A 20,203-nucleotide genomic window follows, 5' to 3' on the forward strand; every position below is an offset into this window, starting at 1 on the left:
TTGGTCGGTGTACCGCTTTTTTTTGCCTGTAGAAAAATGCCTAGTCGACACTCAGCTCGGTAATCGCGTTGACCAGCACATCGATGTCCGCCGCTGAGGTCGCCAACCCCGGCGTCACGCGAATACAGCTGCCAAATGCCGCCCCTGCACGGGTCGTCGTGAACAGGCCGTAGTCCTTGAGCAAGCGGTCCGCCATCACCTGCTGATCCCGCCCGATGAACTTGAATGCCGTGATCCCGCAATACAGGCGCGGATCGTCCGGCGTCAGCACTTCTATTCCCGGCAAGGTTCGCGCCTGGCTTACCCACCGGTTACGCAGGTAATTGACCCGTGCACCTTTGGCCGCCGAACCTCCTGCTGCACGATGCTCTTGCAGCACCAGCGGCAAGGTCATCAAGGCCGGAAAGTTCGGCGTGCTGTAGGACGTACGCGCGCGCACGTCGGTGGCGGGGTAGTGGAATTCGCCCATGTCCGGGTCGATATCGGCCAGGCGTTCCGGGGCGATGTACAGAAAGCCCAGGGTCAGCGGGGCGCCGATCCATTTATGCAGGTTGAAGCCGGCAAACTGGATGCCCAGTTGCGCGAGGTTGAACTCGATCTGGCCCAAGGCGTGGGCGCCATCGAGGATCACATCGATGCCCTGTTCGCGTGCGGCCATGGCAATGGCCTGGACAGGCATCACCAGGCCGGTACGGTGGGTGACATGGGTCAGGGCCATCAGCTTGAGGCGAGGGTACTGAGTAAACGCTTGTTGATACGTCTGCACCAGGCTGTCGAAACTGGCCGGGTGTGCATGGGACACTTCGATCACTTCCACGCCACGATAACCTGCCAACCAACGCATGGCTCCCTTGACCGTGTCGTACTCCAGGTCGCTGATCAGCACCTGATCGCCCGGTTGCAGGCGATTGTAGTTGCGGATCAGCGACTGCAAGGCTTCTGTTGCATTGCGAGTGAAGGCAATCGAGTCGGGCTCTGCATCGATCAGCCCGGCCAGTTGGCGGCGTATCTCGACATTTTCGCCTTGTTCGAACTGCTGGCGCACATGCAACGAGTTACTGCGGTTGATAAAGGCGACGTGCTCCAGATAGTGCGCGCATACCGCACGGCTCATGCGCCCGAAGTAGCCGTTTTCCAGATTGATCGGGCCGGGTTCCAGCTCATAGCGCTGGGCGATGGTCTGCCAATGGTGTTCGTCGTGCGCAGTATGTGGCATGGCTAGGCTCTTAATGACGAGGGGCGGGTTTACCGTGTTTCACGCGCAGCGGCTCGAGCAATTCGGACAGACCGTTGTGGTCGATTTCCTGCATCAATGCCAGTAAGCCGCCCAGCTCGCCGTGGGGAAAACCCTCACGTGCGAACCAGTTCAAGTAGGGGCCCGGCAGGTCGGCGATGATGCGTCCCTTGTATTTGCCGAAGGGCATTTCACGGGTGATCAGCAGTTCGAGTTTTTCCGGGTTCATGGGCTTCAGGTAATCAAGTCGAGAGCTTGGAAAATACAGGTATTTTGCACGAAGGCAAAATGACAGATCATGCAAACAACCTAGATACAGATGGTTCAATAATTCGTAACTTATTGAAATTTAAAAGAAAAACATTTTTCAAAAACCTGGCACGGGCGATGCAATTACTTAAGCAAGCTTAAACAAGCTTCTTTAAACCTGCCCAAGGAATTGAAAAATGACTGACATCAATAAAGAATCGATCTCTGTACTCAATGACCTGATCGAAACCAGCATCGACGGTCAGAAAGGCTTTAAAGAGTGCGCTGAAGATATCAAGCATCCAGAACTCAAGGCGCTGTTCGCGAAGCGCTCCGCTGACTGCGCCACGGCCGCTGCCGAACTGAAAACTGCCGTGCGTGCCCTGGGCGGTGATCCGGAAGATTCCGGCAGCGTTGCCGGTGCACTGCACCGTGGTTGGGTCGACGTCAAATCGATGCTCACCGGTAAGGATGAAGAGGCGGTACTGAACGAAGCCGAGCGCGGTGAAGATCACGCACTGAAGGCTTACCGGGAAGCGATCGAGAAGATCAACAAGCACAACCTGCTGGGTATCCGTGATCTGGTTGAGCGTCAGTTCCACGGCGCACAACGCAACCACGACCAGGTAAAAGCCTTGCGTAACCAGGCTCGCGCTAAGTCGTAAGTTCTGCCTTGCAATAGCGGTAGAAGGGGGCTTGCTCCCAATAACAGAGGGTCAGTCACTTTATCGGGTGACTGACCCTTTGCTATTAGGGCAAAACCTTGTAGGCGCGAGCAAGCTCGCTCCTACAGACGGCGACTTACGTGTGTCAGCCGATGCTGATCGGCGGCAGTTCGGTCAGCGTCACCACCTGCTGCTTGCGGGGTGCAAGGATTTCCGCCTCGCCATCCACTACCAACTCATCGTTCTGGTTGAAGACGCGCGTGGCGATGCGTACACGGAATTTCGGCAGTTTCTCAAGGATTTCCAGGCGAACGGTCAGGGTGTCGCCGATTTTCACCGGTTTCTGGAAACTCATCTGCTGGCCGATATAGATGGTGCCCGGTCCAGGCAGCTCGCAGGCTACCGCCGCGCTGATCAGGGCGCCGCTGAACATGCCGTGGGCGATGCGCTCCTTGAACATGGTGGCTTTGGCGTACTCGGCATCCAGGTGTACCGGGTTGTGGTCGCCGGACATCGCGGCGAACAACTGGATATCGCGCTCTTCGACGGTCTTGCTGTAGCTGGCGGTCTGGCCGACTTCGAGGGCTTCGTACGGGGTGTTGGTAACCTGGGTCATCTAAAGGTGCATCCTGTGGCTAATCGGTAATTTAACAAATTGATTTTAAACAACTTATTATCAAAAGGTTACTCGCAGCGAGTCGGTCGGCATAACGTCAGGGCCTGGTCGAGCCACGTGAGCACATCCGCGGTGACTTCATTACGGTTGGTTTCATTGAACACTTCATGACGCGCCTGCGGGTAGATATTCAATTGCAGGTGCTGGCAGCCGGCCTCGCGCAGCGCATGGGCCAGGCTTTTGAGACGCTTGCCTTCACTCACCGGATCACATTCGCCGCCCATCACCAGAATCGGCAGGCCCGGGTCGATCTGGGCGAGATTGGACGCTTTGCTGATTTGCTGCAAGCCGCCCAGCAGGTCGACCCACAGCTGGTTGGTGCAACGGAAACCACACAGCGGGTCGTTGATGTACTTATCGACTTCATCCGGGTCCCGGCTGAGCCAGTCAAATGCGGTGCGGTTGGGCTTGAATGCCTTGTTGAATGAACCGAACGATAAAAACTCGATCAGTGCACTGCGCCCTCGCAAACCCTGGCGCGCCCGCTCGATGCGCGCAATCACCGCTGCGGCACGGTACAAGGCCACCGGCTGGAAATTCGATCCGCTGAGGATGGCCCCATCCAGGCTGGCACTGTGGTGCAGCAGGTACGCCTGGGCGATGTAGCTGCCCATGCTGTGGCCCAGCAAAATGATCGGCAGCCCCGGCTGTTGATGGGCGATATGCTGATTGAGACTGGCGAGATCACCGACGACTTTGTTCCAGCCGTCGTGCTCGGCGTACAACCCCAAGGTGCCTTCATCGGCCGTACGGCCATGGCCACGCTGGTCAGGCGCATACAAACCGTAACCGGCTGCGCACAAGGCTTGGGCCAGGCGTGCGTAGCGACCACTGTGCTCGGCCATGCCATGGGACAGCATGATTATGGCCTTGGCGGGGCCGTCCGGCAGCCATTGATTGACGTACAGGCGGCTGTGGTCATTCGCGGTCAGCCAGAAGGTGCTGTGGTTCATGGCGCTTCCTTTGCTCGGGATCGATGCAATGTATAGCTCATTCCCCGAGGGTGGGACATCTGCCTACGCCTCAGAGACAAGATTCATACAATCAATGAAACGGTTTGGCATATTTGCCGGATTGGCCATAGCTGCTAACGTCCCCGAAGCTCCGCTTTTTATAGCAGCCTGCTTTTTATAACTGCAGTTATCGCTACAGCGGCCAGACACACTCAGGTAAGAGGACAAGAATAATGCAACCTGATTTCTGGAATGACAAACGTGCGGCGGGCGTTCCCAATGACATCGACCTCACCACCTACAAATCGGTGATCGAAGTCTTTGAACGTTCCTGCAAAGCCTTTGCCGACCGTCCTGCGTTCAGCAACATGGGCATTACCCTGACCTACGCCGAGCTTGAGCGCCAGAGTGCGGCGTTCGCCGGTTACCTGCAACAGCATACCGACCTCAAGCCTGGCGAGCGCATCGCGGTGCAGATGCCCAACGTGTTGCATTACCCCATCGCCGTGTTCGGCGCGCTGCGCGCCGGGCTGATCGTGGTCAACACCAACCCGCTCTACACTCCGCGCGAGATGCGCCACCAGTTCAAGGACGCCGGCGTGCGTGCGCTGGTCTACCTCAACCTGTTCGGCTCGCGGGTGCAGGAAGTGTGCGGCGACACCGAGATCGACTACCTGATTGAAGCCAGGATGGGCGACTTCATGCCCGCCGCCAAAGGCTGGCTGGTCAACACCGTGGTCGACAAGGTCAAGAAGATGGTCCCGGCCTACAGCCTGCCACGGGCCGTGTCCTTCAAGCGGGCTCTGCGCATGGGCGCGGGCCTGGGCGTGACGCGCCATCCGGTGAGCCTGGACGACATCGCCGTGCTGCAATACACCGGTGGCACCACCGGCCTGGCCAAGGGCGCGATGCTCACCCATGGCAACCTGGTGGCGAACATGCAACAGGTGCGGGCATGCATGTCCCAGGTCACTGATGACGGCCAGCCACTGGTGAAGGAAGGGCAGGAAGTGATGATCGCTCCTCTGCCGCTCTACCATATCTATGCCTTTACGGCGAACTGCATGTGCATGATGGTGACCGGTAACCACAATGTGCTGATCACCAACCCACGGGACATCGGCGGCTTCATCAAGGAACTGAAGAAGTGGCGATTCTCCTGCCTGCTGGGGCTCAACACGCTGTTTGTGGCATTGATGGACCACCCGGACTTCAAGACCCTGGACTTCTCGCACCTCAAGATCACCAATTCCGGCGGTACCGCCCTGGTCAAGGCCACGGCCGAGCGCTGGAAGGCGCTTACCGGGTGCTCTATCGGCGAAGGCTATGGCCTGACCGAAACCTCACCCGTAGCGAGCACCAATCCCTATGGCAGCCATTCGCGACTGGGCACCGTGGGAATCCCGGTGCCGGGTACCGCAATGAAGGTCATCGACGATGAAGGCCGTGAATTGCCATTGGGCGAACGGGGCGAGTTGTGCATCAAGGGGCCGCAGGTGATGAAAGGCTACTGGCAACAGCCGGTGGCCACTGCCGAGACCCTGGACGCCGAGGGTTGGCTCAAGACCGGCGACATTGCGGTAATCGACATCGATGGTTTCGTCAGCATCGTCGACCGCAAGAAAGACCTGATTATCGTCTCGGGTTTCAACGTCTATCCCAACGAGATCGAAGACGTGGTGATGGCGCATCCTGCGGTGGCCAACTGTGCAGTGATCGGCGTGCCGGATGAACGTACGGGGGAGGCCGTGAAACTGTTTGTGGTCGCACGGGCCCAGGGCGTGAGCCTTGAAGAGTTGAAGGCGTACTGCAAGACCAACTTCACGGGGTACAAGGTGCCCAAGCATATTGTGCTGCGGGAGTCGTTGCCGATGACGCCGGTGGGCAAGATTTTACGGCGCGAGCTTCGCGACATCGCCTGACTTGAAATGGCTCTATGTGGAGGTGGGCTTGCTGTGGCGAGCAAGCTTGCTTGCGCTGGGGGGCGAAGCGCCCCCCCATAAAGCCGGAGACTGCTGCGCAGTCAACGGGAGCAAGCTCCCTCGCCACAGCAAGCTCCCTCGCCACAGCAATCTCCCTCGCCACAGCAAGCCCCCTTCCATATTGTTTTTATTTGCCCTGAGAGGCCTATTCCAGAGCCTTTCTCTGAAGTATGCGGTCACTATTTCAAATGTGACTAAATATTGTAGGACAGTCGTGTTTATGACTGTAGGACTCTCTTTTGGCTCTAGGCGGCCCTTGGCAAAGCTGCTACTCTCGGCGCGCTTTGTGACTTCTCGGCCTGCTTGAAAGCGCCAGACTCACCTAAAAAACATACACCAATAATAATCGCATCAAATGCGATGATGAATTCGCGTCGCTGAGGAGTGGGCTTCCATGAACGAAGACTTTTGGAAGGATAAGTACCCCGCCGGGATTGCTGCAGAAATCAATCCAGACGAGTATCAGAATATTCAGGCGGTACTGAAACAGTCCTGCCAGCGCTTCGCCGACAAACCGGCTTTCAGCAACCTGGGCAAGACCATCACCTACGGTGAATTGTACGAATTGTCCGGTGCCTTCGCCGCCTACCTGCAACAGCACACCGACTTGAAGCCCGGCGATCGAATCGCCGTGCAACTGCCCAACGTCCTGCAATACCCGGTCGCGGTATTCGGCGCCATCCGTGCCGGCCTGATCGTGGTCAACACCAACCCGCTGTACACCGCGCGGGAAATGGAACACCAATTCAATGATTCCGGGGCCAAGGCCCTGGTCTGCCTGGCCAACATGGCCCACCTGGCGGAAAAGGTCGTACCCAAGACCTCCGTCAAGCACGTGATCGTCACTGAAGTCGCTGACCTGCTGTCGCCATTCAAGCGCCTGCTGATCAACAGCGTCATCAAGTACGTGAAGAAGATGGTCCCTGCCTATCACTTGCCCAAGGCGATCAAGTTCAATGACGTGCTGGCCAAGGGGCAGGGGCAACCGGTCAATGACGTCAGCCCGGCCAGCGGCGACGTGGCGGTCTTGCAATACACCGGCGGCACCACCGGCGTGGCCAAGGGCGCGATGCTGACCCACCGTAACCTGGTCGCCAACATGCTGCAGTGCAAGGCGCTGATGGGCTCCAACCTCAACGAGGGCTGCGAGATCCTGATCACGCCGCTGCCGCTGTACCACATCTACGCGTTCACCTTTCATTGCATGGCGATGATGTTGATCGGCAACCACAACATCCTGATCAGCAACCCGCGCGACTTGCCGGCAATGGTCAAGGAACTGTCGAAGTGGAAGTTCAGTGGTTTTGTCGGGCTGAATACCCTGTTCGTGGCGCTGTGCAACAACGAAGGCTTCCGCAAGCTGGACTTCTCTGCGCTGAAAGTCACCCTGTCGGGCGGCATGGCCTTGCAACTTGCCGCTGCCGAACGCTGGAAGGCCGTCACCGGCTGCAACATCTGCGAAGGTTACGGCATGACCGAAACCAGCCCGGTGGCCACGGTCAACCCGAGCCAGAGCATTCAGATCGGCACTATCGGTATTCCGGTACCGTCGACGGTATGCAAGGTCATCGCCGATGACGGCACCGAGCTGCCGTTGGGCGAAACCGGCGAGCTGTGCATCAAGGGCCCGCAGGTCATGAAGGGCTACTGGCAACGCGAAGACGCCACTGCCGAGATCCTCGACAGCGAAGGCTGGCTGAAGACCGGTGATATCGCGATCATCCAGCAAGACGGCTACATGCGCATCGTGGACCGCAAGAAGGACATGATTCTGGTCTCCGGTTTCAACGTCTACCCCAATGAGCTGGAAGACGTGCTGGCGGCCCTGCCGGGCGTGCTGCAATGCGCGGCCATCGGTGTGCCTGACGAGAAGTCCGGGGAACACATCAAGATCTTCATCGTGGTCAAGCCGGGGGCCACCCTGACCAAGGACCAGGTGATGGAACACATGCGCGCCAACGTCACCGGCTACAAGGTGCCCAAGGCCGTGGAGTTCCGCGATGCGTTGCCGACCACCAACGTGGGCAAGATCCTGCGTCGTGAGTTGCGCGATGAAGAACTGAAGAAACTCGGCCTCAAAAAGTAAGCAGTCCAGCGGTTTCAACCAAGCCCGTACTTCGATGAAGTACGGGTTTTTTATTGGCTGCTATTTAATGTGATGCGTGTTTACGTTGATTGCATATAGCCATTGCTGTGGAAGAAATATGCACAATATGGCTTTTTTACGCGCCCTTACTTAAATGGCGAGCCATTAGCAGGCGAACTGCGCGAAGCTCACACCCGCACCCGCCGGGCGTACATCCTTCAGGAACGAATCCTTGTCCGCGCTCAGTTCCAGGGTGATCTCCGGCTTGCGCTTGCCCGCGTTGCGCACCACCAGCCCTTCGAGCTTCTCGCGCAGGAACGCCGTCGGTACCTTCAGGTGCAGCAACTGGTCGGTCTCGGCGTTGTGCATCAGCAGGTGAATCCACTCGTACTGGCCCACGGCAATGCGGCCTACCGGCAGGTCGAACCACCAGATGTTGCGCTTGCGGTCCAGGTCGGTGAAGTGGCAGTTGTTGACGCCGAGTACGGCACCGCCCAGTTCGGTGTTTCGGCGGGCGATGGCCTGTGCTTTATTGAGTTTCATAACCTTCCTACGGGATCTGTTATTCAGCGTTATAGCCTGAATGTGCCGGGCATTCTCGTGGGTTGGTCGCAAAACATAAAGTCAAACCTGCCGCTTTCGATGAAATGCGCATCGAAAAATAATTGAAACTCTGCCGTACCGCTTCGGGTCAATCTTCAGGCAATGCCCAAAACACCTGATTGTTCTTCGGAGAAATACCATGAGCAGCACATCGGATAAGGCAAAAGGTTTGAAAGACGAGGTCGTCGGCAACGTCAAGCAAGGCGTCGGCAAGGTCACCGGCAACGACAAACTGCGCGCTGAAGGCGTCGTGCAGGAAAAGAAAGGCCAGGTCGAAAAAGCCGTCGGTGATACCAAGGACGCGGTCAAGAAAGCGACCAAGTAGTCCTGAATCGCTGGCGGGTTATCGCAGCTCGACGGCCATCCACGGATGGCCGTTTTTGTGTCACGTGATGCGTTTAAAGTTTCGAAATTGTTTCAGGGTCGCCAAATGGGCTACCTTGATGTAGAAAACGGCCCCTGAGTCGCCCACGAACTCAACTTTTTGCGGCGAAAGGAGACGCTATGATTTTTCCGGTACTAAATGGTCTCAAGCTCCACAAAGTGCTGGTGCGCACCGTGACGGAATTCGTCGATGACGAAATGCCTACGTACGCCTCGGCACTGGCCTATCAGATGCTGTTTTCACTGTTCCCCTTCCTGCTGTTCCTGATAGCCCTGATCGGTTTCCTGCACCTGCCGGACTTCTTCAGCTGGCTGCGCCTGCAGTCGGAGCTGGTGTTGCCGCCCCAGGCGCTGGAGCAGGTCAACCCGGTGATCGACCAGTTGCAGCAGTCCAAAGGTGGCTTGCTCTCGGTGGGTATCGTGATCGCCTTGTGGACCGCCTCGGCCGGCGTGCGCCTGATGATGAGCGCGATGAACGCCGCCTACGACGTTGTCGAAGGCCGGCCGATCTGGAAGCGTTTCCCTCTGTCGATTCTCTACACCGTTGGCATCGCCGGCATGCTCCTCGCCGCCGCCGCGTTGATGGTGCTGGGCCCGCAAGTGATGGAGTGGGTCGCCGGGCAGATCGGCATGGAGGAGTTCGTGGTCACCCTGTGGACCATCCTGCGCTGGCCGGTGATCGTGATCCTGCTGATGTTCGCCGTGGCCCTCATGTATTACGTGATGCCCGATGTGCAGCAGAAATTTCGTTTCATCACCCCAGGCTCGGTACTGGCCGTCGTGGTGTGGATTGTCGCTTCGCTGGGCTTTGGCTATTACGTGAAAACCTTCGCCGACTACAACGCCATGTATGGCAGTATCGGTGCGATCATCGTCCTGCTCCTGTACTTCTACATTTCTGCCGCCGTGCTATTGCTGGGCGCGGAGATGAACGCGGTGATCGAGCACATGTCGGCCGAAGGCAAGGATCCTGGGGAAAAGCAGTTCGATGGGCAGACTCACACGGATGAAAAACAGCATGTCTCAGGCCTGGGCCGGGACCACTCCAAACCCACTACCGACGAAGTCTGATCGATGATCCGTGAAATCCTGAAAATGGGCGACGAGCGCCTGCTGCGTATCGCGCAACCGGTTCCGCCGGAAATGTTCGACAGCCCCGAGCTGTGGCAACTGATCGACGACATGTTCCAGACCATGGAACACGTTGGCGGTGTCGGCCTGGCCGCGCCGCAGATTGGCGTTGATCTGCAACTGGTGATCTTTGGTTTCGAGGCCAGTGAACGCTACCCGGACGCGCCGCCGGTGCCGCAGACCATCCTGATCAATCCGTTGATTACACCGCTCAGCCCGGTTCTGGAAGAAGGTTATGAAGGCTGCCTGTCCGTACCTGGCCTGCGTGGTGCGGTGAACCGTTACCAACAGATTCGCTACGAAGGTTTCGACCCCAAGGGCGAGCCGATTGTGCGGTTTGCCGACGGATTCCACGCGCGGGTGGTGCAGCATGAATGCGATCACCTGATCGGTCGGCTTTACCCGTCTCGGATTACCGACTTCAGCAAATTCGGTTTTATCGAGGTGATGTTTCCTGAGATGGACCCCGCAGCCGACGACTGACGGCAGCCTCGTTGAGATCAACTTGTGGGAGGGGCCGCCTCCCACATGCATGGCCTCTCAAGTCGGATTATTTGGCGGGTTTGACGAACCGCAACGTCATCCGATCCGACTCCCCGATTGCCAGATACCTGGCTTTGTCCTGCTCGCCCAATTTCAACGTCGGCGGCAAGGTCCACACGCCATCGGGGTAGTCCTTGGTGTCCTTCGGGTTGGCATTCACTTCACTTTGCCCCGCCAGTTGGAACCCGGCATCTGTCGCCAGCTTCACCACCTGTGCGGTCGTCAGGTAACCACTGTTCTTGATCGCCTCTAGGTCCGCTCCATCCTTGGCCCGGTGATCCTCCACACCCAGCACACCGCCCGGTTTCAGCACTTTATAGAACGCACTGAAGGTCGCTGCCGCCGTGTCGGCCGCTACCCAGTTATGCACATTGCGAAAGGTCAGCACCGCATCGGCCGAGGCTGGTTTGCCGAAGACCGGTGCCTTGGGGTCGAACTCGACCACCGCGGCCTTGCCGTAGCGTGCTGGGTCGGCTGTGAATTTCTTCTTCAGGTTTTCTTCGGATATGCGCGCATAGGCACTGCTGCTCGCCGCCTGTACGGCTGCGATGTACTGCCCGTGATCCTTGAGCAGCGGCGCCAGCACTTCGCTGTACCAGCCGCTCCCTGGGGTGATTTCGATCACCCTCTGGTTGGCGCGCAAGCCGAAGAACTCCAGGGTCTGCTGAGGATGGCGATAGCCGTCGCGCGCGCTGTTGGCCGGGTCGCGCCAACTGCCGGCGAGCACGCTGGAATATTGCCGGGCACTGATCTGAGCATCGGCTGCCTGGCTCACGACCGGCAAGAGGAGGGCGGTGAGGGAAAGAATTGCGAGCGTCGTTTTCATGATCATCCTGTGAAGAGCCACTGTGCCCTCGAGGCTAGCACGGGCCCTGCATGCACTGATCACACATTATCCGAGGTCGACCTCACCAAACGATCTAAGCCCATCGCGATCATCGGTTTGTTGCGCTTGTAGCGCACCAACCGTTCGCTGAGGGACTGCGGCAGCAGCGTGTCCTGGGTGAACCCCATGCGTTGATAGAACCCTTCGAGGTCCGGATGACACAGCAACCACACAGTGCCTTCGCAAGCCGCCACCGCTTGAAGAATCAGCTTCGCCGCCAACCCCTGGCCACGATACGCCGGGTCCACGAACACGCCGGTCAGCCATTGCCCGCCGACCACCGGCGACAGGCACAAGCCGGCGACGATTTCGCTCTCCCGCGCCACCCATAAGCGCCCGCCCTTGAGCGCCTTCATCGATGAATTGTGGCTGCGATAAAACTTGTTCAGCAGAGGCCACAGAGGTTCTGCCAGCAATTGGATAAGCATGTTCAAACCAGTGAGAGGGCGAGGGCGGCCATTGTAGCGGTTGATGCATGTGCTTCTAAGCTCAGCACCAAACGATCTACAAGATTTTCGCGCCTCGTTGCACAGAGCAGGAAACACCTGCTGTGAGCTGCCGATGGCCAATTACCTTGATCCGATCCAACGCCGGGAAATCGAAGCCCTGGCCACGACCTTTACTGCAAGAACCGAATGGCCGACCTGGCTGCTGTTGATCGGCGTGTATGCCGGCTGGTTCGCCGTGATACTTGGCAGCCGCTGGTTGGGCGTGTGGTTGAGCACGCTGTTGCTGATCCCGATCGTGACGTTGTGGCTGTCGGTGCAACATGAACTGCTGCATGGCCATCCCACCCGTTCGGCGCTGTTCAATAAAATCCTCGGCTATGCGCCATTCGCCGTGTGGTACCCCTACACGCTGTATCGCGACAGCCACTTGCTGCACCACAACGATGAAGACCTGACGTTGCCAGGTATCGACCCGGAAAGCCGCTACCTTAACCAGCAGCAATGGGACAACAGCTCACTGTTCGAACGTGGTGTGCATTGGCTGACCAAGACCGTGCTCGGCCGCTTCCTGCTGGCAGCGCCCTTGGCGATTGGCCGTCTGGCCCGCCATGAGTGCCGGCGCCTGCCCCAGGTCTGGACGATGTGGCTGGCCCACGGCGCGGTTACCGTGCTGATGCTGAGTTTCGTCGCCCACTGCAGCGCGCTGTCGGTGTGGCACTACCTGCTGCTGGTCAGCGTACCGGCCTTGTCCCTGGCGTCGATTCGTTCCTACTATGAACATCGCCCGCACCCGCAACCGGAGCAACGCACCGTGCTCAATGAAGCGTCCTGGCCGTGGACCTGGCTGTTTCTCAACAACAACCTGCACCTGGTGCACCACGACTTGCCCAAATTGCCCTGGTACTTGCTGCCCACGGTCTACCGCGCCCGGCGTAAGCAGTGGGTGGCGCGCAGCGGTGGTTTCCTGGTGCAAGGCTACGGCCAGTTGATCAGCCGCCACGGTCTCAAGGCCATCGACAGTCCCCGGCACCCTTTTGCGTGAGAGCTGACCATGAGTGACCACTATGCCGAGCTGCTGATGTATGTCGCGCCCGAGCCGATCCGGCAGGCCAGCCACCAATGGCTGACGCGCATCCTCGAACGCCTGGGGCTGCGCCGTCTCAACGCCGATCACCTGGACTTGCCCGGCCTGTGGCTCGCGCCCGAGTTGCTGGTGACTCAAACCTGCGGCTATCCACTGATGACGCAATTGCGCGGCCATGTCCGTGTGATCGGCCGCCCCCGCTATGAGTTGCCCCACAGCAGTCAGGGCGAACACTGCAGCCTTCTGCTGACCCGGGACGACAACCCGCGCCACACGTTGGCGGACTTTTACGACAGCCGTGGCGTGATCAACGGCCACGACTCCAACAGCGGCATGAACCTACTGCGCCAACGCCTGGCACCGCTGCAGCGCAATGGGCGTTTCTTCGCCAGCGTGGACATCAGCGGCGCCCATCGCGAGAGCCTGCGCCGGCTGCGGGAAGATCGCGCCGACCTCGCCGCCGTCGACAGCGTCACCTACGACTACCTTGCCCGCTTTGCGCCGCAGGAAGTGGCGGGGCTGCGCATCGTGACCCGCAGCGCGCCGAGCCCGACCTTGCCCTATATCGGCCCATTGGGCTTGAGCGATGAACAGGTTATTCAGATCCGTCAGGCAATGAACCAGGCGCTGCAGGATTTACCCCAGGTGGCCGAAACACTGGGCCTGCAGGAGGTGCTTGCCGCTAGTGAAGACGACTACAGAATGCTTTTGGACTACCAGCAAGAGGCCGTCAGCGCCGGCTACGCTGAGCTTCGATAAGGTTATATAAAAATACCTTTTAGATATTATTAAAGAATAAGCAGCCTTGCTAGGATCGCTTCACCGGAACACCGGACATAACGTGCAACCTACTCAGATGGAGCCACTATGTCCGGCGCCGACACTACTCACCGCGATTACGTGGGCGGATTGTTCCGCAGTCATTACGACTGGCTGTGCAACCGTCTGCACCGTCACCTCGATTCGCGCGCCCACGCCGAAGACATTGCCGCCGATACCTTTGTCCAGTTGCTGAGTGCGCCGGGTGCAGGCCCCATCCGCCAGCCTCGCGCGTTGCTTACCACTATCGCCCAGCGCCTGATGTACCAGCTGTGGCGTCGCCGTGACCTGGAGCGCGCCTACCTTGAAGCGCTCGACAGCGAAGAAACCTGCAGCGCGCCGTCTGCGCAAGAGCTGGCGCAGATGCTCGAGGCGCTGCAAGCCATCGACCAATTGCTCGACGGCTTGCCGGCCAAGGTCAAGGCGACCTTTCTACTGTCGCAGCTCAATGGCCTGACCTACCCGGAAATCGCCACCGAACTGGGGATTTCCCGGCGCTCGGTCAGTGACTACATGACCCGTGCCTTCAATCGCTGCCTGCGGTTCCACCACACGCGGCCCAGTTATGACTTTTAACCCCTCTTGAATACCGCAGAGATCAAATGTGGGAGCGGGCAAGCCCGTTCCGACACTGGGTCTTCTGTGTTCCAGGAAATGATTAGCCACGAGGTTCTGCATGAAAAGACTTAAAACCCTGCTGGGTGGCTCGCTGCTGGCACTGGCCGCTTTATCGCAGCCAACAACGGCCGCCGAAACCGTCAAACCCATCCATTTCGGTGACATCACCTGGGAAAGCGGCAGCCTGATCACCGAGGTGCTGCGCCTGATCGTCGAGAAAGGCTATGGCCTGCCCACCGACACCTTGCCCGGCAGTACCGTCAGCCTGGAAGCCGCCCTGGCCAAGGATGATATCCAAGTGATCGGTGAAGAGTGGGCCGGGCGCAGTCCGGCGTGGGTCAAGGCGGAAAACGAAGGCAAAGTGTTCGGCCTTGGCGACACCGTAAAAGGTGCCACCGAAGGCTGGTGGGTGCCGGAGTTCGTGATCAAGGGCGATGCCGAGCGCGGCATCAAACCCCTGGCGCCGGACCTGAAGTCAGTGGCCGACCTGCCGCGCTACAAGGACGTGTTCCGCGACCCTGAAGACCCGACCCGTGGGCGCTTCCTCAACAGCCCTACCGGCTGGACCTCGGAGATCGTCAACAGCCAGAAACTCAAGGCTTACAAACTGACCGACAGTTTCGTCAACTTCCGCAGCGGCTCCGGCGCGGCGCTGGATGCGGAAGTCGCGTCGTCGATCCGTCGTGGCAAGCCGGTGTTGTTCTACTACTGGTCGCCGACACCGCTGCTGGGCCGTTTCAAGCTGGTCAAGCTGGAGGAACCGCCGTTCAACGCCGAAGCCTGGAAAACCCTGTCCGACGCGAAAAACCCGAACCCCATCGGTACCCGCTCGATGCCGGCCCGCCTGGCGATTGGCGTGTCGGCACCCTTCAAAGCGCAGTATCCGCAACTGGTCAGCGTGTTTGAAAAGGTCGACCTACCCATTGATTTGCTCAACGGCATCCTCGGTGAAATGAGCGAGAAGCGCACACCGCCACGTCAGGTGGCTCAAGCGTTCCTCAAGGACCATCCACAGGTATGGCAGCAATGGGTGCCGGCGGATGTGGCGGCCAAGGTCAAGGGGGCGCTCTGATGCTTAAAGTCTTCGCTGCCGTGGTTCTTTCGCTGGTGGTCGGCCAGGTGCTGGCGGCCGACCCTCCCACCTTGCGCATCGGTTACCAGAAAAGCTCCGTGAGCATGGTACTGGCCCGTGAGCACAAACTCTTCGAAGAAGCGCTGCCCGGCACGCAGGTGCAGTGGACCGAATTCCTCGGCGGCCCACCGCTGATCGAAGCGCTCAACGGCGGCAGCCTGGATATCGGTAACATCGGCGACATCCCGCCGATCTTCGCCCAGGCGGCCGGCATCGACTTGCAGTACTTTGCGGTGGAGCCCAACGAGGGCAAGACCGAAGCGGTGCTGGTACCCACGGCCAGCAGTGTGCAGAGCGTGGCGGAGCTCAAGGGCAAGCGCGTGGCACTGCTCAAGGGCTCCAGTGCCCACAACCTGTTCCTCAAAAGCCTGCTGCGCGCGGGCTTGCAATGGAAGGATGTGAACGTGGTGTACCTGTCGCCATCCGACGGGCGCGCTGCGTTTGAACAAGGCAAGGTCGACGCGTGGGTGGTATGGGATCCGTACTACTCCGCCGCCGTGATCGACGGGGCCGCCCGTGTGCTGGGCGACGGCCAGGGTCTCAACCCGGCGGGCAGTTTCTTCGTGGTCAGCAGCCCGTTTGCCAAGCAATACCCGCAGTCCGTCGGTGCGATCATCAAGACACTGGCCAAGGCGCAGCGCCTGTCCCTCGACCAACCTGAGGAGAGCATCGCGTTAATGGCCAAGACCCTGGGCCTGCAACCGGCGGTGGTCAAAAGCTATTTCGAACACCGCTCGCCTGCGCCGATTCGTCCGCTGCAAGCCGTGGACATCGGCAACCAGCAACGCACCGCCGACCTGTTCTTTGCCAATGGCCTGATCCCGAAAAAGGTCGATGTACAGCAAGCTGTCTTCAAGGCCCCATGACCCTGCAACGATCTACATCGGGCAGGGCACTCGGCAACTCCACGAGGCGGTGCGCAGCCAGGTAGCCCATCTGGATCTGGATCGCACAGGCTCGGTGGAGGTGCTGGCGTTGAGTGCTTTCACTTCAACTTATGGATTCTCGACCGCCAGTGCGGCGGCGACCTCTGGGCGCTGCCCCACCCGCTGCATAAACGCATCCAGTGCCGGCCACTCAGCCAGGTCGATAGCGTGGAAGGCGGCCCAACGCAGCACCACGAACAGGTAGGCATCGGCGACCGAGAATTGCGAACCCAGCAGGTAATCCTGACGCTCCAGGGTCTGCACCAGGATCGCAAAGCGCTTGAACAGCGTGGCCTTGAACAGCGCCTTCACGTCATCCGGGATCGCGCTGTTGAAGAACACCCCCAGCCCGCCATGGATTTCGCTGGCGACAAAGTTCAACCATTCCTGCAAACGCACGCGCTCCCAGCTGCCATTGGTGGGGGCCAGGCCGGCTGCGGGTTTCAGGTCGGCCAGGTATTGCAGAATCGCACTGGCTTCCGTCAGTACCTGGCCGTTGTCCAGTTGCAGCGCGGCGACGTAGCCCTTGGGATTGATCTGCAGGAAGTCCTCGCCATTGGCGGTGGTCTTGGCCTTGTTGTCGACCCGCACCAACTCGAACGGCAGCGCCAATTCACGCAATACGATATGGGGGGCAAGTGAGCAGGCGTTGGGCGCGTAATACAATTTCATCAGGGACAGCTCCATGGAATTTGCGCCAGTTTCTCGGGCATGGCACCGTGCGTAAAATTAAACCTTCAGACCCCTGCCATAAGGACAGCTACTGTCATGATGAACCTGATGCACTGGCGCTTGCTGGTAGCCGTCGCCGACCATGGCAGCATCACCGCCGCTGCCGAGTGCGTGGGCATGACCCAGTCCGCCGCCAGCCAGGCCATGGCCGGAATGGAAGCGACATTGGGTGCGCAACTGTTTACCCGTGAGCCGCGCAAGACCCTGCCCACTGCCCTGGGGCTGAATGTGATCGAACAGGCGCGAGTCATGATGGGCGCGCTGCAGGCCATTCGCAGCACCGTCGATGAGGCCAGGCCCATGTTGCGCGGGACGTTGCGCATCGCCAGCTTTCCCTTCGTGCTGGATACCTTTCTCCGCCCGTTGTTGCAGCGTTTCAAGCAACTGTATCCCGGCATCGAGGTCACCACGCTGCAAGTCACCGATAACGAAGTGGAGACCCTGCTGGGTGCCGAACTGATCGACCTGGGCGTGGTGCTCAACCCCAAGCCCGGGCGCAATGCCACAGTGTTGGGACGCGACAATTGGGTAGCGGTGGTGCCCGCGCAGCATGCACTGGCCCAGCGCCCGGCCGGGGCTGCAGTGACATTGGCGGAGTTGTTGGAACAACCCTTCGTACTCGCCACCGGCGGCTGCACCGCCAACGCCAGGAGCCTGAGCGCCGACGCCGGGTTGGCGCTGCGGGATGTCCGCGTGGAAGTGCGCGAATGGAACAGCGCCTTCAGCCTGGTGCGCGAAGGCATTGGTGTCACGCTGGTGCCGGAAATGACCCTGCCGGCGCAGCGACAAGGGCTGCGCGTGATGCCGCTCAGTACCCCTGTACACCGCGAGTTCTGCCTGGTGGGTTCGCCGAACCATGGGCCCGGCGTCGCTGCCCAGGCATTGTTAAAAATGCTGGCTGATTAATGGCCTTGCACAGTGCCAGCTCCTGGCCCGCTGCTCCCACATTTCCCTACGCTGTGGCTTAGATCGCGGCCAGGGTTTCTTTTACCGCCTGCACCTGCGGATCGACGGTTTTTGCCGCTACCTGTTGGTCCTGTTGCTGCTTGAGGCGCTCAGCCACTTCCTTGGAAATCGCGTCCTGCTTTTCCTGCGGCAGCTTCTGCACATCCTCTTCAGTCAAACCCTGCTCCTTGAGCAGCTGGTCGCGAATGCGTTCGGCTGGGGATTTGCTCATGTAATCGGTGAAGTCTTCACGGGCGCTCTTGCCGGTCGACCCGGTGGCCGGCACGTCAGACGTCGCGCTCGTCGCTGCCGTAGAGGCCTGCAACTGCACGCGGGTCTTGGCGAAGGCCTCGTCGATACGGTCGTTGGCCTTGTCCAGGTCCTTCTGCGCGGCCGGCACCGTGACGCTTTGCTGCGCCGTTTGCAGGGCGCCGCTGTACAGCGTGCTGGCGGCAGCGTTGGCGGGGTCCATGTCGGGACGCTTGATGTGTTGGATCGTCGACACGGCTTGGGTGTTGTTGTTAACCAGCATGATCGCTCACCTGTGGAAATGTTCGGTGCCACAGCTGGAGCAAATAGTGTGCCGGGGGCTGATCCCCCGATTTTATTGAGGAGGGAGCGGTCGTCGCGGCAAACATTGTCCCGCCGGCGGCCAATCGTTGCCGTCAGTGAGCAATATTCTCCAGCGCCAGGTTACGCGTACGCGGGCCGAACCAACCGATGGTGATCATCACGATCAGCATGCTGCTGGCGATAAATGCGAGCACTCCCGGTGTGCCCAGGTGTTCGAGGATAAAACCGATCAACAGGCTGCTGAACACCGTCGACAAGCGGCTGAACGAATAACAGAAGCCCACTGCCCGTGCGCGGATGTTGGTTGGGAACAGTTCGCTCTGGTAGGAGTGATAACTGAAACTCAGCCACGCATTGCAGAAGGTGATCATCACCCCGCAGAGCACCAGCCCTGTCGCCGTGGTCTGCAGGGCGAACAGGCTGCCGAAGATCATCGCGCCCAGGGCCGAGCCGACGATCTGCCATTTGTTTTCAAAGCGGTTGGCCACCTTCACGAACAGCAAGGGCCCCAGCGGGTAGGCGAGGGTGATGATGAAGGCGTACATCAGGCTGTGGGTCACGCTGACACCCTGGCCCGAGAGCAGCGCCGGCAGCCAGTTGCCGAAACCAAAAAAGCCGATGGCCTGGAACACATGAAACACAATCAGCATCAACGCACGGCGGCGATAAGGCGGTTGCCATATATCGGCAAAGCGCCCGCTGCCCTGCACGCTGACGGCCTCCGGCTCGGGCTGGTCCAGCGGTTTGCCATGGTCTTTCTGGCAGCGTGCCTCCAGGCTCTGCATGATGGTATCGGCTTCATCGAAGCGGCCTTTTTGTGCGAGCCAGCGCGGCGATTCCGGTAAGCGTTTGCGCAGCCACCAGATAAACAGCGCAAACACCGCGCTCGACAACACCACCCAGCGCCAACCGGATACGCCGAACGGCGCCTGGGGCACCAGCCACCACGACATCAAGGCCACCGCCGGCACTGACAGGAACTGGATAAAAAATGCAAAGGCAAACGCCGAACTGCGCATGCGTTTGGGCACCAGTTCCGACAGGTAGGCGTCGATGGTCACCAGCTCGATGCCAAGACCGATGCCCACCAGAAAGCGCATGCAGATGATGCCCAGCGCAGACGTCTGAATGCCCATCAATACTGTGGCGACGGTGTACCAGATCAACGCAAAGGTGAAGATTGCCCGCCGCCCGAAGCGGTCAGCGATAGGGCTGAGCAGGCTGGCGCCGAGAAACAGGCCCAGGAAGGTCGCCGAGGCGAACGCGGCCTGGTCGGAAAAACCGAACACACCGCCGCTACCGGTAGCAAACAGGCCGTCCTTGATCAGGCCGGGGCTGATATAGGCGGTCTGGAACAAGTCATACAGCTCGAAAAAGCCACCGATCGACAGTAACGCCACCAGGCGCCAGACGCTGGCCACGGCAGGCAGGCGGTCAATGCGCGCGCTGATGTGGGCGGCCCGGATCGGGTCGATGCCGTCAAGGGTGGAGGGTGAGGGCATGGGCGCAGTTCCGGGCGTAATGGCGTTATTG

At 59.6% G+C, this 20,203-nt stretch carries 22 protein-coding genes; 12 read left to right on the forward strand and 10 right to left on the reverse strand.

Going from position 1 to position 20,203, the window contains the following annotated elements; all coding sequences use genetic code 11:
- Positions 1–40: 40 nt before the first annotated feature.
- On the reverse strand, positions 41–1,216 hold the full coding sequence (locus tag M5B97_RS24765; protein ID WP_248732955.1) for an aminotransferase class V-fold PLP-dependent enzyme: 1,176 nt from the start codon (positions 1,214–1,216) through the stop codon (positions 41–43).
- Between the two features lie 10 nt (positions 1,217–1,226).
- Positions 1,227–1,463, reverse strand: coding sequence for a DUF3820 family protein (locus M5B97_RS24770; RefSeq protein ID WP_017139191.1), 237 nt, complete (start codon positions 1,461–1,463; stop codon positions 1,227–1,229).
- 217 nt (positions 1,464–1,680) lie between these two features.
- Here M5B97_RS24770 and M5B97_RS24775 point away from each other — a divergent pair, with 217 nt between their 5' ends.
- On the forward strand, positions 1,681–2,148 hold the full coding sequence (locus M5B97_RS24775) for a PA2169 family four-helix-bundle protein (RefSeq protein WP_248732956.1): 468 nt from the start codon (positions 1,681–1,683) through the stop codon (positions 2,146–2,148).
- A gap of 145 nt (positions 2,149–2,293) precedes the next feature.
- Here the strand turns inward: M5B97_RS24775 and M5B97_RS24780 are convergent, their stop codons facing one another.
- On the reverse strand, positions 2,294–2,764 hold the full coding sequence (locus M5B97_RS24780) for a MaoC family dehydratase (protein WP_123715656.1): 471 nt from the start codon (positions 2,762–2,764) through the stop codon (positions 2,294–2,296).
- Positions 2,765–2,832: 68 nt separating this feature from the next.
- The gene (locus M5B97_RS24785; RefSeq protein WP_248732957.1) at positions 2,833–3,777 is read right to left on the reverse strand and encodes an alpha/beta hydrolase; all 945 of its coding nucleotides are present in this window, start codon (positions 3,775–3,777) and stop codon (positions 2,833–2,835) included.
- A gap of 233 nt (positions 3,778–4,010) precedes the next feature.
- On the opposite strand from M5B97_RS24785, the gene fadD2 reads away from it, so the two are divergent.
- On the forward strand, positions 4,011–5,699 hold the full coding sequence (gene fadD2 / locus M5B97_RS24790; RefSeq protein WP_123715653.1) for a long-chain-fatty-acid--CoA ligase FadD2: 1,689 nt from the start codon (positions 4,011–4,013) through the stop codon (positions 5,697–5,699).
- 454 nt (positions 5,700–6,153) lie between these two features.
- The gene (gene fadD1 / locus M5B97_RS24795) at positions 6,154–7,845 is read left to right on the forward strand and encodes a long-chain-fatty-acid--CoA ligase FadD1 (RefSeq protein WP_134660077.1); all 1,692 of its coding nucleotides are present in this window, start codon (positions 6,154–6,156) and stop codon (positions 7,843–7,845) included.
- A gap of 165 nt (positions 7,846–8,010) precedes the next feature.
- On the opposite strand, the gene M5B97_RS24800 is transcribed toward fadD1, so the two are convergent.
- On the reverse strand, positions 8,011–8,388 hold the full coding sequence (locus tag M5B97_RS24800; RefSeq protein ID WP_134660076.1) for a hypothetical protein: 378 nt from the start codon (positions 8,386–8,388) through the stop codon (positions 8,011–8,013).
- Positions 8,389–8,587: 199 nt separating this feature from the next.
- Between M5B97_RS24800 and M5B97_RS24805 the strand changes: the two genes are divergently transcribed.
- The 3 genes from M5B97_RS24805 to def all read left to right on the forward strand — a co-directional run bounded on the left by M5B97_RS24805 (position 8,588) and on the right by def (position 10,446).
- Complete coding sequence (locus M5B97_RS24805) at positions 8,588–8,773, forward strand: CsbD family protein (RefSeq protein WP_123715649.1); 186 nt, start codon at positions 8,588–8,590, stop codon at positions 8,771–8,773.
- 179 nt (positions 8,774–8,952) lie between these two features.
- The gene (locus tag M5B97_RS24810) at positions 8,953–9,903 is read left to right on the forward strand and encodes a YihY/virulence factor BrkB family protein (RefSeq protein ID WP_123715648.1); all 951 of its coding nucleotides are present in this window, start codon (positions 8,953–8,955) and stop codon (positions 9,901–9,903) included.
- A gap of 3 nt (positions 9,904–9,906) precedes the next feature.
- Positions 9,907–10,446: a peptide deformylase gene (def, locus tag M5B97_RS24815; protein WP_123715647.1), complete on the forward strand. Its 540-nt coding sequence runs from the start codon at positions 9,907–9,909 to the stop codon at positions 10,444–10,446.
- A gap of 67 nt (positions 10,447–10,513) precedes the next feature.
- On the opposite strand, the gene M5B97_RS24820 is transcribed toward def, so the two are convergent.
- Together M5B97_RS24820 and M5B97_RS24825 are read right to left on the reverse strand one after the other, a co-directional pair.
- A complete protein-coding gene (locus M5B97_RS24820) occupies positions 10,514–11,332 on the reverse strand; it encodes a methyltransferase (protein ID WP_248732958.1) in 819 nt (272 codons plus the stop codon).
- 59 nt (positions 11,333–11,391) lie between these two features.
- Positions 11,392–11,820 carry a GNAT family N-acetyltransferase gene (locus tag M5B97_RS24825; protein ID WP_248732959.1) on the reverse strand — a complete coding sequence of 143 codons (429 nt, stop codon included), beginning with the start codon at positions 11,818–11,820 and terminating at the stop codon, positions 11,392–11,394.
- Positions 11,821–11,953: 133 nt separating this feature from the next.
- Between M5B97_RS24825 and M5B97_RS24830 the strand changes: the two genes are divergently transcribed.
- The 5 genes from M5B97_RS24830 (at position 11,954) to M5B97_RS24850 (ending at position 16,360) form a co-directional block, all read left to right on the forward strand.
- Complete coding sequence (locus M5B97_RS24830; RefSeq protein ID WP_248732960.1) at positions 11,954–12,883, forward strand: fatty acid desaturase; 930 nt, start codon at positions 11,954–11,956, stop codon at positions 12,881–12,883.
- A 9-nt stretch (positions 12,884–12,892) separates the two neighbouring features.
- A complete protein-coding gene (locus M5B97_RS24835) occupies positions 12,893–13,684 on the forward strand; it encodes a PhnD/SsuA/transferrin family substrate-binding protein (protein WP_248732961.1) in 792 nt (263 codons plus the stop codon).
- Between the two features lie 108 nt (positions 13,685–13,792).
- Positions 13,793–14,320 (forward strand): sigma-70 family RNA polymerase sigma factor, encoded by a 528-nt coding sequence (locus M5B97_RS24840; RefSeq protein ID WP_248732962.1) that lies wholly within the window; start codon positions 13,793–13,795, stop codon positions 14,318–14,320.
- A 100-nt stretch (positions 14,321–14,420) separates the two neighbouring features.
- Positions 14,421–15,434 carry an ABC transporter substrate-binding protein gene (locus M5B97_RS24845; RefSeq protein ID WP_134660070.1) on the forward strand — a complete coding sequence of 338 codons (1,014 nt, stop codon included), beginning with the start codon at positions 14,421–14,423 and terminating at the stop codon, positions 15,432–15,434.
- Positions 15,434–16,360 carry an aliphatic sulfonate ABC transporter substrate-binding protein gene (locus M5B97_RS24850; protein ID WP_248732963.1) on the forward strand — a complete coding sequence of 309 codons (927 nt, stop codon included), beginning with the start codon at positions 15,434–15,436 and terminating at the stop codon, positions 16,358–16,360. The genes M5B97_RS24845 and M5B97_RS24850 overlap by 1 nt, the downstream gene beginning before the upstream one ends.
- A gap of 129 nt (positions 16,361–16,489) precedes the next feature.
- On the opposite strand, the gene gstA is transcribed toward M5B97_RS24850, so the two are convergent.
- The gene (gene gstA, locus M5B97_RS24855) at positions 16,490–17,092 is read right to left on the reverse strand and encodes a glutathione transferase GstA (RefSeq protein WP_248732964.1); all 603 of its coding nucleotides are present in this window, start codon (positions 17,090–17,092) and stop codon (positions 16,490–16,492) included.
- 96 nt (positions 17,093–17,188) lie between these two features.
- On the opposite strand from gstA, the gene M5B97_RS24860 reads away from it, so the two are divergent.
- The gene (locus M5B97_RS24860) at positions 17,189–18,058 is read left to right on the forward strand and encodes a LysR family transcriptional regulator (protein WP_248732965.1); all 870 of its coding nucleotides are present in this window, start codon (positions 17,189–17,191) and stop codon (positions 18,056–18,058) included.
- 58 nt (positions 18,059–18,116) lie between these two features.
- On the opposite strand, the gene M5B97_RS24865 is transcribed toward M5B97_RS24860, so the two are convergent.
- A complete protein-coding gene (locus M5B97_RS24865; protein ID WP_248732966.1) occupies positions 18,117–18,629 on the reverse strand; it encodes a hypothetical protein in 513 nt (170 codons plus the stop codon).
- 133 nt (positions 18,630–18,762) lie between these two features.
- Entirely contained in the window at positions 18,763–20,172 is a 1,410-nt protein-coding gene (locus tag M5B97_RS24870; RefSeq protein ID WP_248732967.1) for an MFS transporter, read from the reverse strand.
- Positions 20,173–20,203 lie beyond the last annotated feature (31 nt).

Origin of the sequence: Pseudomonas sp. MWU13-2517 (genome assembly GCF_023242545.1) — a bacterium.
Taxonomy (GTDB): domain Bacteria; phylum Pseudomonadota; class Gammaproteobacteria; order Pseudomonadales; family Pseudomonadaceae; genus Aquipseudomonas.

Coding starts and splice junctions, on each gene's coding strand:
- def (WP_123715647.1), top strand. CDS start 9,907: ATGATCCGTGAAATCCTGAAAATGGGCGACGAGCGCCTGCTGCGTATC.
- M5B97_RS24785 (WP_248732957.1), bottom strand. CDS start 3,777: ATGAACCACAGCACCTTCTGGCTGACCGCGAATGACCACAGCCGCCTG.
- M5B97_RS24825 (WP_248732959.1), bottom strand. CDS start 11,820: ATGCTTATCCAATTGCTGGCAGAACCTCTGTGGCCTCTGCTGAACAAG.
- M5B97_RS24770 (WP_017139191.1), bottom strand. CDS start 1,463: ATGAACCCGGAAAAACTCGAACTGCTGATCACCCGTGAAATGCCCTTC.
- M5B97_RS24860 (WP_248732965.1), top strand. CDS start 17,189: ATGATGAACCTGATGCACTGGCGCTTGCTGGTAGCCGTCGCCGACCAT.
- gstA (WP_248732964.1), bottom strand. CDS start 17,092: ATGAAATTGTATTACGCGCCCAACGCCTGCTCACTTGCCCCCCATATC.
- M5B97_RS24845 (WP_134660070.1), top strand. CDS start 14,421: ATGAAAAGACTTAAAACCCTGCTGGGTGGCTCGCTGCTGGCACTGGCC.
- M5B97_RS24820 (WP_248732958.1), bottom strand. CDS start 11,332: ATGAAAACGACGCTCGCAATTCTTTCCCTCACCGCCCTCCTCTTGCCG.
- M5B97_RS24800 (WP_134660076.1), bottom strand. CDS start 8,388: ATGAAACTCAATAAAGCACAGGCCATCGCCCGCCGAAACACCGAACTG.
- M5B97_RS24835 (WP_248732961.1), top strand. CDS start 12,893: ATGAGTGACCACTATGCCGAGCTGCTGATGTATGTCGCGCCCGAGCCG.
- M5B97_RS24830 (WP_248732960.1), top strand. CDS start 11,954: ATGGCCAATTACCTTGATCCGATCCAACGCCGGGAAATCGAAGCCCTG.
- fadD1 (WP_134660077.1), top strand. CDS start 6,154: ATGAACGAAGACTTTTGGAAGGATAAGTACCCCGCCGGGATTGCTGCA.
- M5B97_RS24765 (WP_248732955.1), bottom strand. CDS start 1,216: ATGCCACATACTGCGCACGACGAACACCATTGGCAGACCATCGCCCAG.
- M5B97_RS24775 (WP_248732956.1), top strand. CDS start 1,681: ATGACTGACATCAATAAAGAATCGATCTCTGTACTCAATGACCTGATC.
- M5B97_RS24780 (WP_123715656.1), bottom strand. CDS start 2,764: ATGACCCAGGTTACCAACACCCCGTACGAAGCCCTCGAAGTCGGCCAG.
- M5B97_RS24810 (WP_123715648.1), top strand. CDS start 8,953: ATGATTTTTCCGGTACTAAATGGTCTCAAGCTCCACAAAGTGCTGGTG.
- M5B97_RS24805 (WP_123715649.1), top strand. CDS start 8,588: ATGAGCAGCACATCGGATAAGGCAAAAGGTTTGAAAGACGAGGTCGTC.
- M5B97_RS24840 (WP_248732962.1), top strand. CDS start 13,793: ATGTCCGGCGCCGACACTACTCACCGCGATTACGTGGGCGGATTGTTC.
- M5B97_RS24870 (WP_248732967.1), bottom strand. CDS start 20,172: ATGCCCTCACCCTCCACCCTTGACGGCATCGACCCGATCCGGGCCGCC.
- fadD2 (WP_123715653.1), top strand. CDS start 4,011: ATGCAACCTGATTTCTGGAATGACAAACGTGCGGCGGGCGTTCCCAAT.
- M5B97_RS24850 (WP_248732963.1), top strand. CDS start 15,434: ATGCTTAAAGTCTTCGCTGCCGTGGTTCTTTCGCTGGTGGTCGGCCAG.
- M5B97_RS24865 (WP_248732966.1), bottom strand. CDS start 18,629: ATGCTGGTTAACAACAACACCCAAGCCGTGTCGACGATCCAACACATC.